Annotated in this window: 13 protein-coding genes; 5 read left to right on the top strand and 8 right to left on the bottom strand. The window is 58.2% G+C overall.

From position 1 onward, the window contains the following. Window positions 1-282: 282 nt before the first annotated feature. From PMI27_RS15465 to PMI27_RS15480, 4 genes are all read left to right on the top strand, one after another. Window positions 283-738 (top strand): YkvA family protein, encoded by a 456-nt coding sequence (locus PMI27_RS15465; protein ID WP_008151188.1) that lies wholly within the window; start codon window positions 283-285, stop codon window positions 736-738. Between the two features lie 113 nt (window positions 739-851). Beyond that, window positions 852-1,193, top strand: coding sequence for a helix-turn-helix domain-containing protein (locus PMI27_RS15470; protein ID WP_024164567.1), 342 nt, complete (start codon window positions 852-854; stop codon window positions 1,191-1,193). Then, complete coding sequence (locus tag PMI27_RS15475; RefSeq protein ID WP_003223109.1) at window positions 1,190-1,561, top strand: hypothetical protein; 372 nt, start codon at window positions 1,190-1,192, stop codon at window positions 1,559-1,561. The genes PMI27_RS15470 and PMI27_RS15475 overlap by 4 nt, the downstream gene beginning before the upstream one ends. Beyond that, a complete protein-coding gene (locus PMI27_RS15480; protein WP_008151186.1) occupies window positions 1,562-1,981 on the top strand; it encodes a sel1 repeat family protein in 420 nt (139 codons plus the stop codon). It abuts the gene before it with no gap. Between the two features lie 124 nt (window positions 1,982-2,105). On the opposite strand, the gene PMI27_RS15485 is transcribed toward PMI27_RS15480, so the two are convergent. Further along, complete coding sequence (locus tag PMI27_RS15485) at window positions 2,106-3,896, bottom strand: bifunctional diguanylate cyclase/phosphodiesterase (RefSeq protein ID WP_024164566.1); 1,791 nt, start codon at window positions 3,894-3,896, stop codon at window positions 2,106-2,108. A gap of 149 nt (window positions 3,897-4,045) precedes the next feature. Then, on the bottom strand, window positions 4,046-6,127 hold the full coding sequence (locus tag PMI27_RS15490; protein ID WP_008145846.1) for a carboxy terminal-processing peptidase: 2,082 nt from the start codon (window positions 6,125-6,127) through the stop codon (window positions 4,046-4,048). Window positions 6,128-6,308: 181 nt separating this feature from the next. On the opposite strand from PMI27_RS15490, the gene PMI27_RS15495 reads away from it, so the two are divergent. Then, the gene (locus PMI27_RS15495) at window positions 6,309-7,271 is read left to right on the top strand and encodes a zinc-binding dehydrogenase (protein ID WP_008145848.1); all 963 of its coding nucleotides are present in this window, start codon (window positions 6,309-6,311) and stop codon (window positions 7,269-7,271) included. Between the two features lie 113 nt (window positions 7,272-7,384). Here the strand turns inward: PMI27_RS15495 and PMI27_RS15500 are convergent, their stop codons facing one another. The 6 genes from PMI27_RS15500 to PMI27_RS15525 form a co-directional block, all read right to left on the bottom strand. Continuing rightward, entirely contained in the window at window positions 7,385-8,038 is a 654-nt protein-coding gene (locus PMI27_RS15500) for an HAD family hydrolase (protein ID WP_008145849.1), read from the bottom strand. Window positions 8,039-8,072: 34 nt separating this feature from the next. Next, entirely contained in the window at window positions 8,073-9,062 is a 990-nt protein-coding gene (locus PMI27_RS15505; protein ID WP_008145851.1) for an ABC transporter ATP-binding protein, read from the bottom strand. Further along, entirely contained in the window at window positions 9,059-9,859 is an 801-nt protein-coding gene (locus PMI27_RS15510) for an ABC transporter permease (protein ID WP_008145853.1), read from the bottom strand. The genes PMI27_RS15505 and PMI27_RS15510 overlap by 4 nt, the downstream gene beginning before the upstream one ends. Further along, window positions 9,846-10,682, bottom strand: a complete 837-nt coding sequence (locus tag PMI27_RS15515) for an ABC transporter permease (protein ID WP_165934027.1) — start codon at window positions 10,680-10,682, stop codon at window positions 9,846-9,848. Before PMI27_RS15515 ends, PMI27_RS15510 begins: the two co-directional genes overlap by 14 nt. A gap of 5 nt (window positions 10,683-10,687) precedes the next feature. After that, window positions 10,688-11,494, bottom strand: coding sequence for an alkaline phosphatase family protein (locus PMI27_RS15520; protein WP_008145858.1), 807 nt, complete (start codon window positions 11,492-11,494; stop codon window positions 10,688-10,690). Window positions 11,495-11,672: 178 nt separating this feature from the next. Further along, window positions 11,673-12,743, bottom strand: a complete 1,071-nt coding sequence (locus PMI27_RS15525; protein ID WP_008145860.1) for an ABC transporter substrate-binding protein — start codon at window positions 12,741-12,743, stop codon at window positions 11,673-11,675. Window positions 12,744-12,969: the final 226 nt, after the last annotated feature.

Below are 12,969 nucleotides of genomic sequence, written 5' to 3'. Positions count from 1 at the left end.
TTTAAAAACAACGCCTCGCTTATGCGGGGCGTTGTTGCATCTGGCGTTCAGCGAAGGTAAACAAAGCGAACGGATGCTGTAGGCTGGAGTCATAGCCATTGAGGACGCCGCGCTAGCCGCGCCAGAGCGCCAAGTCAATGAAATCTTGGGTTTTTTTATGTGAGTAAAAAACGCCCGATCTGAGTTGGGCCCTTATGAAACGGGGCTTTCAGCGATGAAAAGCAGCTCTGTTCACAAGGTTATCCACAATTTGTGTGGATAACATTTCAGTGGGAGGAAATGATGAAAACACCCTGGAATTTCGCTCGTTTCCTGCCTCTGGCCGGACGCCTGCTCGCGCGTGGACGTTTGCCGACCTTGCTCTTCGCAGTGGCCAGCAAAGGTGCCAGCCAGGGTAATCGGCTGGGCAAGCTCAAGGATGATCTACGCCTGTTGCAGGCACTCTGCCTGGCTTACTGGCGCGGCGAGTATCGGGCCATCAGCCCCAAAGCGTTGATATCGGTGGTGGCAGGCCTGATGTACTTCCTCAGTCCCATTGATGCCATTCCGGACTTCATTCCAGTGTTCGGCATGCTCGATGACATCGCGGTGCTGGCCTGGCTGATGAAAGTTCTCGACGATGAGCTCAACGCCTTCCGCGCCTGGCGCAAGCGTCAGTTGCCGGAAAAGCTTGCAGTGGTTGAACGCCTGCCCGATACCCCGGAGCAACTTCAACTTCAGGGACCGAAAAAAAACTGAACTGATTCAATCTCATCCATAGATTGATACCCCCGCGACCTTGGCCGCTGTTAGGATTACACTTCTAGGGAAAAGTGCCGACTCGCTAAGTGTTGTTGTCCTACGGGGTAGTCATGGATATTCAGATAATTACACGCGAAGGAGAGCCCGAGTATGCAGTTCTGCCATGGGCTCAATATCAGGCTCTACTAAAAGCAGCAGGCATCAATGAACAACCGCCGCGGGTCGCCCCAGAGCGTCAGGCGGCAACACCAGACCAGATTCTTCCAGGTCTGGATCAACTACGCAGTTTGCGCGAAGGGAAGGGCATCGCCATCGAGGCGTTGGCCCGCACGGTAGGCATCAGCCCGTCTTATCTGGCCTTGATCGAAAGTGGCGAGCGTCTACCCGACGCTGCGATTCGCCGCAGCCTGGCCTGGGAGTTGACGGTGCCAGGGTGGAGGGATGAATCGTGAGCGTACGCATCAGTCGTCAACATTGGGACGGGTTGCTGGGCGAACTGGATCAGGCGCGCCGCCAGCGTCATCTTCTGACATACCGGGCGTTGCTTGAACGTTTGCAACTGCCCACGCCGGCCATGCAAACCTTGACCGCCGCCCTTGAACATCTGGCCGCGCTGGACGCCAAGGCCGAGCAGCCATTGCGCAGTTCGCTGGTGATCAGCCAGGGCGCCAGCCGCCTGCCGCGCACCGGGTTCTTTGAGTGTGTCGAGCGTCTGGGGCGTTTCTCCGGGCCGTCCGATGGAGTGGCCGCAGCGTCCTGGCATGCCTCGGAAGTGGTGCGGGTGTTCGAATATGAGTACCCGGAATCGGCGGAGGCCTGAGTGTTTTTAAAACTCAAGGCGCGAGCCAGCTACTGGCTGGCTCGCCGCTTGTTTCACTGGTCATGGTTTGTGCGTCAGCCGCGTGGCTGGAGCTGGCTCGAAGGCCAGTTCGCACGCATGGCGAACCTGGGGGATGTTGGCGCCCAGAGCTTCTATGGCCACATCCTGACCTTTCGCGGCGTCGGCCTTGGCGCTCGCGAAGAGGGCGTGCGATTGCTGCGCCTGGCCGCTTTGGCGGGGGATGGCAAAGCGGCGTATCAGGTGGGCGTGATCAGTCTGGCGGGGACGCCTAGCAAGGCGCCAGATGCGGTTGAAGCCGCGCGGTTTTGGGAGATGGCCGCCAAAGCAGGACATCCGTTGGCCGAGATCAAGCTCAAAGAGCTGGCGTCTCGCGGTTCCGAGGTTCCACCCTCGATCTGAGTTGGCATAACCGACGCCTTCGCGAGCAGGCTCGCTCCCACATTGGATCTGCTGGAGGCACACAATCTGCGTGACTCAACTTAACCCTGTGGGAGCGAGCTTGCTCGCGAAGGCGTCAGATCAATCACCGCTGCCCGACGAGCAATTCTTCCTCGGCTGCTGGCACCGCCAGACTATCGATCACATGCACGCTATACCCCGGCACATTCTTCGCGTGATGCTTGGCCTGCGATGCCATCTCCGCTAACTGGCTTGCATCGAGTTGTCCACAGGCCTGTGGATGTAAATGCACCACGCCGATCGACAGTGACAGCAACGCAAACTCCTGACGCACACCCTGACGGTTTGGGGCGATGAAGCAGCCGGCTTCCAGGTGTTCGCTGCGATAAAAGCGTCGGCATTGGCTCTGGAAGTCGTCCAGCAACTGATTCAAGCGTTTGCGCCAGTCTTCCGGGCCGAGTACCAGCAGGAAGTCATCGCCGCCGATATGGCCGACGAAGTCGCGGGAAGGGTCGACGCGATCATTCAGGCATTGCGCCAGACACAGCAGGACTTCGTCCCCACGGCCGTAGCCGTAGATGTCGTTGAAGGGTTTGAAACTGTCGATGTCGACGTAGCAGATCACCGACTCCCGTTGCTGTTGCAGCAGTCGCGACAGGCATTGCTGGATCGGTACGTTGCCCGGCAGCAGGGTCAGCGGGTTGGCGTAACGGGCTTGCTGGATCTTCAGTTCGGTGATCAGTTTAAGTACGTCGATCACTCGGCCCAGTCCCAGGTAACCGCCGTTGAGGGTAATGATGAAGTCTTCTTCGATGCGCTGCCGCGCGCGGCTGGTGATCAGGCGACTCACTTGTTGCAACGACTGGCTCATCTCAACGGCGAGGAAGTCATCACTCATTAAACGGCTGATCGGCTTGCGGGCGAACAGGTCGGTGGCAAAAGGCTTGAGCAGTGCATCGGAGAGCGAATGCCGGTGAACGATGCCGCAGGGCTGGCCTTGCTCGTCGAGCACCGCCAGGGAGTTCAGGTTGGCCTGGCGGCGAAAGGCTTCCAGCACCGTCGCGGTCGGTGTATCGCGACCCATTGCCGGTTGGTCGTTGAGCAAAGCGCTAAGGTCGCTGACTTCATCATTCAACGCCACCGCTGTGCTTTCCCGTTTGGGCATCAGGGCTCGGGCATCACGAGGTGGATGTTCCTGGGGGCGGCAGAGCAGATAACCCTGAACCAGATCCACGCCCATCTCGGTCAACACTGCGAGCTCCTCCGGCAGCTCGATACCTTCGGCGATCACTTGTGCCCGTGAGGCCTTGGCAATTTGCAGGATCGAGCCGACGAATTCGCGCTTGAGGGCGTCCTGGTGAATGCCGTCGATGAAGTGTCGATCAATCTTCACGTAGTCCGGACGCAATTCAGACCACAGCCGCAAACTCGAATAGCCTGCGCCCAGATCATCCAGGGCAATGGAAAACCCCATCGCTCGATAGTGATGCAGAGCGGTTTGCAGCAGCTCGAAATCGTCGGTGGGTGTTTGTTCAGTCAGTTCGATCACCACCTGACTCGGCGGTATGCCGAAATCCTGCAGCAGTTGCAGGGTGCGCCCGGGTTGGTGGGCGGCTTCGAGCAGGGATTCAGGGGAAACGTTGAGGAACAGTTTGCCGGGCAGTTTCTGATCATTGAAGCGTCGGCAGGCGCTTTGACGACATGCGATTTCCAGTTCGCTCAGGCGGCCGGCCTGACGGGCAACGGCGAACAGTGCGAGGGGAGAGTGCAGCGCACTGTTGGAGGGCCCGCGACTGAGGGCTTCGTAACCGACAATACGTCGCTCAGAGAGGGAAATGATCGGCTGGAACAGGCTGTGCAAACCGCTTTGAGCCAGTATGGAACTCAAGGCACTCAGCTGTTCTGTGGTGGTCATGGCTTTCTCTGGCGATAAAAAAAGGACTGGGAGCACTCTCTTGGATAAAGAGGGGCTCCCAGTCCTTTATTTCACGACAGAATGATGACTGTATGATGACGCTCCGGAGAGCGTCAGCATTAAATTGCCATCATCTTGCTTGTAACAACTTAGTGCTTGGCTACCGCGGTATTGAGTTTCAGGTAGTCCAACAGAATCCGCCCGGTTTCGCTCAGGTAGGCATCGTCTTCTGGTTTGGTCTTGTCTGGCTCGGCCGCGATCGCGTCTTCGTCTTCTTTCTTCAGCTCTTTGAGCGGCTCTTCGCCCTTGGCCTTGCGACGGATGTTTTCCATGGCAAGTTGCTTGGCTTCGATATCGGCGTGTTGTGCACGACGATCAGCTTCATTGAGGCTGACGGTTTTTTCCGCCATCAGTTTCTGCGCCAGGGCCAGTTTGTCGCGGATGAACACGAACTCCGCGTCTTTGGCCGAGCGTACGTCATGCTCGGATTTGAGTTGCGAAATGTACGGTTTGAACGGGTCGACCGCAGGCTTGATGGCCGCGCGGATGGTGTCCCACGGCATGGCTTCAGGCAGTGCGCTTTCGCCGATTTCCTTGGTGTCGATGATCGACGGGTAATCGATGTCCGGCAATACGCCCTGATGCTGGGTGCTCTGGCCGGAAACCCGGTAGAACTTGGCCAGCGTCAGTTTCAGTTCGCCATGGTTCAGCGGCTGAATGGTCTGCACGGTGCCTTTACCGAAGGTCTGGCCGCCGATGATCAATGCGCGGTGATAGTCCTGCATGGCGCCGGCAAAAATTTCCGAAGCCGAGGCAGACAAGCGGTTGACCAGCAACGCCATCGGCCCTTTGTAGAAGGCCCCCGGGTTCTCATCTTCCAGCACATCGACCCGGCCATCGGCATTACGCACGAGAACGGTCGGACCTTTGTCGATGAACAGACTGGTCAGCTCGGTGGCTTCCTGCAGGGAACCGCCGCCATTGTTGCGCAGATCGATGACCACGCCGTCGACTTTGTCTTTCTGCAACTCGGTCAGCAGTTTCTTGACGTCGCGAGTGGTGCTCTTGTAGTCCGGATCGCCAGCACGGAAAGCCTTGAAGTCCAGGTAGAAGGCCGGGATCTCGATGACGCCGAGCTTGTAGTCCTTGCCGTCCTGTTTCAGGTTGAGGACCGACTTCTTCACCGCCTGGTCTTCAAGCTTCACTGCTTCGCGGGTGATCGGGACGATCTTGCTGGTCTGGTCGTTCGGTGCATTGCTGGCCGGGATCACTTCCAGGCGCACCACGGTGCCTTTTGGCCCACGGATCAGCTTGACCACTTCGTCCAGGCGCCAGCCGACCACGTCGACCATTTCCTTGTTGCCCTGGGCAACGCCGATGATCTTGTCGGCCGGTGCAACCATTTTGGTCTTGTCGGCCGGGCCGGCAGGTACCAGACGCACGACTTTCACCTGGTCGTTGTCGCTCTGCAACACGGCGCCAATGCCCTCGAGGGACAGGCTCATGTTGATGTCGAAGTTCTCCGCGTTATCCGGCGACAGATAGTTGGTGTGCGGGTCGTAGGACATGGCGAAGGTATTGATGTACGCCTGGAAGATGTCTTCCGGACGGGTCTGGTCCAGGCGCGCCAACTGATTCTTGTAACGCTTGGTCAGGGTTTCCTGAATCTGCTTGGAGTCCTTGCCCGCGATCTTCTGCCGCAAGACTTCGTCCTTGACGCGTTTGCGCCACAGGTCGTCGAGTTCTGCGGTGTTCTTGAGCCAAGGGGCGTCCTTGCGATCGATCAGCAAGGTTTCCTTGGTGGTGAAGTCGATCTTGTCGACGCCTTTGTTCAACTCGGCAAGGGCGAAGTCCAGACGCGCTTTGACGCGGTCCAGGTAGCGCTTGTAGATGGTGAACCCGGCGTTCAGGTCGCCGCTTTTGAGGAAGTCGTCAAACTGGGTTTTCCACTTGTCGAATTCGGCTATGTCGCTGGCCATGAAGTAGCTGCGCGACGGGTCCAGCAGCTTGAGGTAGCTGTCATAGATGATCACGGAGCGCGCGTCATCGAGCGGCGGCTTGCTGTAGTGATGGCGCTTTAGCAACTCGACGACGTTCAGGCTGGCGATCACTTCGTCACGATCAGGCTGAAGCTTGTCCCAGCTATTGGCTGCAAACGAATTGGTCGACATCGGCAACAGACCGATACCAATGAAAAGGGCTAGGGCGGTGCTGGGGAAAAAATGCTTCATGCTGATTCGACGCGGGGACAATTGATCACGCATATTAGGCCGTCTTTGAAGTCGCCGGTACCACTAGTCTCTGTATGGAAACTGCCTGTTAGCTTTCGTACAGACCCAGGGCCGGTCGCATAATGCAAGAAAGCCCGGCGCTACAGCTACGGGCTCAGTCCAGACTCACTATGGAGGCACTGTGAAAGCATTGCAAGGCGTTGAAGGTCGAGTGGAGTGGGTTGAAGAGCCCAGTCCTACATGCGATGTAGGACAAGTTCGGATTCGAGTGGCGGCTGCGGGTCTCAATCGCGCCGATTTGTTACAGAAAGCGGGTCTTTATCCGCCACCGCCGGGAGCCAGTCAGGTACTGGGTCTTGAGTGTTCGGGGGTGATCAGCGAGGTGGGACCGGGCTCGTCCTGGCAGGTCGGGGATCGGGTTTGCGCCTTGCTGGCCGGGGGCGGGATGGCCGAGGAGGTAGTTGTCGACGGACGGCATGTGTTGCCGGTTCCCGAAGGTTTGTCCCTGGCGGAGGCGGCAGCGCTGCCAGAAGTGTATGCGACCGTTTGGCTGAATTTGTTTCAACTGGCTGCGCTCAAGCCGGGTGAGAAAGTTCTGCTGCACGCCGGAGCAAGTGGAATCGGTTCAGCTGCCATTCAGCTGTGCAAGGCGTTTGGTAACCCGTGCTGGGTCAGCGTCGGTTCCGCCGAGCGTTTGGCTTACTGCGAAGCGCTGGGCGCCCAAGGTGGGGTCGTGCGCAACGGGGATCTGGACAGCTTGAGTGACCTGGGGCCGTTCGATGTGATTCTCGACCCGGTGGGCGGCAACTACGCCGCGCTGAATCTGAAACTGATGGCGCTCGATGGTCGTTGGGTGCTGATCGGCCTGATGGGCGGTCGTGAGGCGCAGCTGGATCTGGCGCAGGTACTGGCCAAGCGCGTGCAACTGCTGGGTTCGACCTTGCGCAGTCGCGACGAACAGTTCAAGGCGGATCTGTTCAGCGATCTCAGCCAGCATGTCTGGCCGTTGTTTGCCGAAGGGCGTTTGAGCCCGCAATTGGCCAAAACCTTCCCGATCAAGGACGCCGAAGCGGCGTTTGCGGAGTTGGCGACTAATAAGGTGTCGGGAAAGTTGGTGTTGGTGATTGACGAAAGCCTGACCTGAAATCGGGCTGGCAGCCAAAAGATCGCAGCCTCGCTTCGCTCGACAGCTCCTACAGGTGTGAACAATCCATTTGTAGGAGCTGTCGAGCGAAGCGAGGCTGCGATCTTTTGCTTTTACTTCCAGAGATGGATCGGCCAACCGGCCTTTTCGGCGTGTTCAAGCAGCACCGGATCCGGGTTTACCACGTGTGGGAAATCTACTTTCAGCAGCAATGGCAAATCATTGCGTGAGTCGGAGTAGAAACTGGCGCCCTCGAGGTTTTCCTCTTCCGCATCCAGCCACTCCAGCAAACGTGTGATCTTGCCTTCGCGGTAGGTCAGCGTGCCAACGGTGTTGCCGCTATACACCCCATGTGCCACTTCCAGCTCGATGCCGAGAATCTCGTCAATGCCCAAACGATCGGCAATCGGCCTGACCAGGTGCGTGCCCGACGCCGAAATCACCAAAATCCGGTCGCCGGCCTTGCGATGGGCCGCAATGGCTTTGGTGGCGTCACTGAAAATGATCGGCTCGATGAAGTCTTCCACCCAAGGCCCTACCAAATGGTCGACCTCTTCCGGTGTACGGCCGATCATCGGCTCCAGACTGAAGGTCATGTACTCCTCCATCCGCAGTTTGCCGTGGCTGTAGGCGTCCATCAGTTCGTTGTTCTGACGCATGAACGACTCGGGATCGACCCAACCCAGGCGACCCATTTGTTCGCTCCAGAGGGTGGCGCAGTCGCCGTGGATCAGGGTTTCGTCCAAATCAAAAATTGCCAGGGCCATCAGTGCGGTTCTCTCTTCAACATCAGCAAAGTCATCAGGCTACCTCACACAGGGCCGTCGGATCGATGGAAAGCGCCAGACGCTGACCATCGGGATGCAAATCGGCCGCCGAGCGGTTCAGCACATCCACCACCAATTCCACGCCCCGGGCTTCGACCCGGTAGCGAATCACGTTGCCCAACAGGCTGTGGCTGCGGATTTGTGCGTCGAGTTCGCCGTTGAGGCTCAGCTCGATGGCTTCCGGGCGAATCGCGATGCGGTGGGTAATCGGTCGCTGCAGCAGTTTTGTGGCGCTGTCGGCGTCCAGCAGGTTGTAGTTGCCGATGAAACCAGCGGCAAAGATATCGATGGGTGCAGTGTAAAGGGTCTGGGCGTCGCCGCTTTGTACGATCTTTCCCTGATTCATCAAGAAAATCCGGTCGGACATGGTCAGGGCTTCTTCCTGATCGTGAGTGACGAAGATCGTGGTCAAGCCGAGTTCGCGCTGGATCTGACGGATCTGTTCGCGCAAGTGCTTGCGAATCCGTGCATCCAGGGCCGACAGCGGTTCATCCAGCAACAACAGGCGAGGCCGGGTCACCAACGAGCGGGCGAGCGCGACTCGCTGGCATTGGCCGCCAGACAGTTGATGCGGATAACGCGCGGCGAAGTCGTTGAGTTCCACCAGTTTCAGTACTTCGGCAACACGCTTGTGGCTGTCATCGGCGTTGACCTTCTGCATGCGTAAACCAAAGGCGACGTTCTGCTCGACGGTCATGTTCGGAAACAGCGCGTAGCTCTGGAACACCATGCCGATCCCGCGTTTCTGCGGGCTCAACGGAACGAGGTCCTGGCCATCGAGCAGGATTTTGCCGCCATCCACCGAGGTCAGCCCGGCGATGCAGCGCAGCAGTGTGGACTTGCCGCAACCGGATGGGCCGAGGAGGGTGACGAACTCACCCTTCTGGATTTCACAGTTGATGTCGCTGAACACCGTGGTACCCGCGTAGCTTTTCAGTAGGTGTTGGACGCTGACGAAGCTCATTGGCTTTTGTCCTTGTTCAAAATATTGGCAGCCCAGGTCAGAACCAGCACAAAGAAGAAATAGGAAATCACCAGCGCACTGGTGAAGTGGCCGCTGCTGTTGCGCATGTTATTGAGGTAAACCTGCAGGGTTTCGTAGCGGGTCCCGACGAGGATGTTGGCGAACACGAACTCACCGAACAGGAACGAGAACGACAGCAGCAACGCCACCATCAAACCTTTGCGCAAGTTTGGCAGCACCACCAGGAACGCCGCTTGCCAGGTGCTGGCGCCGAGCAGTTGGGCGGAGTCCATCAGGTCTCGCAGGTTGATCGCCTGCAAGTTGTTGGTGATCGCCCGGTACATGAACGGCAGCGCCACGGTGAAGTAGCAGCCGATCAGAATCCACGGCGTGCCGACCATCGCGAACGGCCCCGAACCGTAGAGTTGCAACAGACCCACCGACGACACCACCGGCGGCACCGCGAAGGGTAGCAGGATCAGGATGTTCATCAGCGCATCAAGTTTCGGGAAGTGGTAATGCACCACAAACAGCAACGGCAGAATCAGCACCACGGACAGAATCAGCGAGCCGACGCAGACCAGCAGCGATTGGCCGAACGAATGGAGAAACCGCGGATCGCTCCACAGCTCCACGTACCATTTAACGGTGAAGCCGCTGGGCAGAATGGTCGCCGACCAACTGCTGGCGATCGAGTAGATCAGCGTTCCGAGCAATGGCAGCAACAGGATGGCAAACAGCAAATACACCACCACCCGGTGATAGACCCCGACGGGGCCCAGTTCAGCGCGAGACATGGTAGCTCCTCTTCAACAGCAACTGATGCACGATGGTCACCAGGGTCATCAACGCCACCAGCACCACGGCCAGGGCACTGGCCAGGTTCGGGTCCAGGGAAATGTCGCCGGAAACCATCGCCGCGATGCGGATCGGCAGGACGTTGAAGTTGCCGGTGGTCAGGGCGTACACCGTGGCGTAGGCGCCCAAGGCGTTGGCCAGCAGGATCACAAACGTACCGAGCAGCGCCGGGGTCAGCACGGGCAAACCGATGTGCCGCCAGAACTGCCAGCCATTGGCGCCGAGCAGCGCGGCGGATTCACGCCAGTCTTCGCGCAGGGCATCAAAGGCCGGGTAGAGCAGCAGCACGCCCAGCGGAATCTGGAAGTAGGTGTAGAGAATGATCAGCCCGGTTTTCGAGTACAGGTTGAAGTCCTGAATGATCCCCGCCTGCTTGAGCATGATGGTGAAGCTGCCGTTGAAGCCCAGCAGAATGATGAACGCGAAGGCCAAAGGCACGCCGGCAAAGTTGCTGGTCATGTTGGCGAAGGCGTTGACGAAGTTGCGCAGTTTTGAGTCGACCCGGCGCAGGGAATAGGCGCCGAGCACCGCGATGATGATCCCGAACACGCTGGACCAGAAACTGATCTCGAGGCTGAACTGGATCGCCTGCAGATAGAACTTCGAATTGAAGATCCTGGTGAAGTTGGCGATGCCCCAGCCGAACTCTTCCGATTGCAGGCTGTTGATCATCACCCAGGACAACGGCGCGATCTGGAACACGATAAAGAACAGTGCAAAAGGCACCAGGCACAAGGCTGCCAGCCATTTTCCGCGCTTCATGGTGTTCACTTGAGCAGCTCCCGGCACACAGGTTTGTCGTGGGGCACACCCAGCAGTTCACAGACGGTGCCGCAGATTTCAGTCTGTTTCGGTGCGGCGTTGGCATTGAAGCTGAAAGCGTCGCCGAGGACGAACAGCGGTACTTCGCGTTCTTCCGGCAGCAGGCCGTTGTGGGAGCGGTCGTTGTTCATGCCATGGTCGGCGGTCACCAGCACCTGATACCCGGCGTCAAGCCAGGTTTGCAGATAGTCGGCCAGAATAATGTCGGCCGAGCGGGCACTGTTGCGGTACTGCGGGGTGTCGAGGCCGTGCTTGTGCCCGGCGTCGTCGATGTTCATGGGGTGGACCAGTAAAAAGTTCGGCGCATAACGCAGGCGCAGGTTTTCGGCGTCGGCGAACAGGTGCGAGTCCGGGTAGTGATCGTTCCAGTAGAAATGACCGTGCTGGATCGGCAGGTCCGGGTCGTCGGTATGACGATCCCGCGGCGCAATAAACGGCGAACGGTTATACAGCTCACTGACCCAGTGATAGGCCGCGGCGGCGGTGACAAGGCCGGCATCGCTGGCGTAGTGATAGATGCTGCGCTGGTTGGACAAGCGTGAGACGTTGTTGTGAACGATGCCACTGTCGATCGGCGTGACGCCGGTCAGGATGCACTCGTAAAGCGGTCGGGACAGCGCCGGCAATTCGCACTCCAGTTTGTAGAGCGCCGCGCGTCCTGCGCCGACGTAAGCCTGCAGGTGCCCCATGGCGTGACGGGCGACCTCGTAATTGAGGCCGTCGAGCACGACAAGGATGACGTTGTGCTTCATAGGGCTGGAACTCCGCTAAACAGATGATTCAAATACGCAACCAATCCTTTGTGGGAGCGAGCCTGCTCGCGATAGCGGTCTGACATTCAACATTGATGTTGGCTGACAGTCCCTCATCGCGAGCAGGCTCGCTCCCACATTGGGTCTCCATCAGATCCCCAAATGGGGATCTACCGCATTACTGCTTCATATTGACGATGACTTCTTCCTGCCACTTCTGCGGAAGGGCTTTGGAGGTCTTTTCCCATGCGTCGGCGTCTTTGATCGGCGTGACCTTTTTGTACTGCTCGTTTGGCAGCAACTGGGCCTGAACCTCGGCCGGCAGCGTCAGATGCTCGGCGCGGATCGGACGGGCGTTCCCGCGTGCCAGATTGGTCTGGCCGGCGTCGCTGAAGATGTATTCGCGGGCCAGTTTGGCGGCATTCGGGTGCTTGGCGTACTTGTTGATAATGGTGGTGTAACCGGAGATCACCGAGCCATCGGATGGAATCAGCACGGTGTAGTCATCCGGGTTGACCATTTTGGCCTTGTAGCTCAAACCGTTGAAGTCCCAGACCACGCCGACTTCGATTTCACCCTTTTCCATGGTGGCAATTGTCGGGTTAGCCATCGACAGGCGGCCTTGCTTGGCGATCTCGGAAAACAGATCCAGCGCCGGCTGGAGGTTTTTCTCATTGCCACCGTTGGCGAGCGCGGCAGCCAGAACACCGTTGGCGGCTTGGGCAGCGGTGCTCACATCACCGATGGAAACTTTGTATTTGCCGTCCTTGAGGTCAGCCCATTTGGTTGGAGCATCGGAGCCGTGCAGCAACTTTTTGTTGACGATGAACGCGATGGTGCCGGTGTAGGCGAGCGCCCAGTTGCCGTCCTTATCCTTTGCCCAGCTCGGGATCTGATCCCAGGTGCTTGGCTTGTAAGGTTGTACAACGCCTTGCTTCACAGAGATCGGACCGAACGCTGCACCGACATCACCGATATCGGCAGTGGCGTTGTCTTTTTCCGCGGCGAACTTGGCGATTTCCTGGGCCGAGCTCATGTCGGTGTCGATGTGTTTCAGGCCGTAGTTCTTGGCCAGGTCATCCCAGGTGCCTTTCCAGTTGGCCCAGTTGTCGGGCATGCCGACGCTGTTGACCTCACCTTCCGCTTTCGCCGCGGCTTCCAGGGTTTTCAAATCGCTATCAGCCGCCATCGCGGCGGTACACATGGCAATGGTCGAGCCTAACAGTGAGGCCAGGAAAAGCTGTTTCATCCGAAGCTCCTTTGGGCGTTTTCAACGCTGCGATTGCGGTTATGTTGGTCTAGGTCAGCAATACCTGAGCCAATTTAGGCGTCTCTGATGACATTTTGATGTCGACGACCGGTCGGCCTATATTTCTTGAGCGGCAAAGCTCAGGCTTCGGAGTAAGCGTAGACCATGGCTAATAGGCTGATATAAAAGGACTTGGCCGTGAATTTGCAGGTGTCTGGATCAACCG

The organism is Pseudomonas sp. GM41(2012) (assembly GCF_000282315.2).
In the GTDB taxonomy this organism is placed as follows: Bacteria; Pseudomonadota; Gammaproteobacteria; order Pseudomonadales; family Pseudomonadaceae; genus Aquipseudomonas.
This window is presented reverse-complemented; position numbering and strand designations above follow the sequence as displayed.

Bases quoted from the DNA above. Each gene is read 5' to 3' on its own strand.
- PMI27_RS15465 (WP_008151188.1), top strand. From the start codon at position 283: ATGAAAACACCCTGGAATTTCGCTCGTTTCCTGCCTCTGGCCGGACGC.
- PMI27_RS15470 (WP_024164567.1), top strand. From the start codon at position 852: ATGGATATTCAGATAATTACACGCGAAGGAGAGCCCGAGTATGCAGTT.
- PMI27_RS15505 (WP_008145851.1), bottom strand. From the start codon at position 9,062: ATGAGCTTCGTCAGCGTCCAACACCTACTGAAAAGCTACGCGGGTACC.
- PMI27_RS15515 (WP_165934027.1), bottom strand. From the start codon at position 10,682: ATGAAGCGCGGAAAATGGCTGGCAGCCTTGTGCCTGGTGCCTTTTGCA.
- PMI27_RS15485 (WP_024164566.1), bottom strand. From the start codon at position 3,896: ATGACCACCACAGAACAGCTGAGTGCCTTGAGTTCCATACTGGCTCAA.
- PMI27_RS15525 (WP_008145860.1), bottom strand. From the start codon at position 12,743: ATGAAACAGCTTTTCCTGGCCTCACTGTTAGGCTCGACCATTGCCATG.
- PMI27_RS15490 (WP_008145846.1), bottom strand. From the start codon at position 6,127: ATGAAGCATTTTTTCCCCAGCACCGCCCTAGCCCTTTTCATTGGTATC.
- PMI27_RS15500 (WP_008145849.1), bottom strand. From the start codon at position 8,038: ATGGCCCTGGCAATTTTTGATTTGGACGAAACCCTGATCCACGGCGAC.
- PMI27_RS15510 (WP_008145853.1), bottom strand. From the start codon at position 9,859: ATGTCTCGCGCTGAACTGGGCCCCGTCGGGGTCTATCACCGGGTGGTG.
- PMI27_RS15520 (WP_008145858.1), bottom strand. From the start codon at position 11,494: ATGAAGCACAACGTCATCCTTGTCGTGCTCGACGGCCTCAATTACGAG.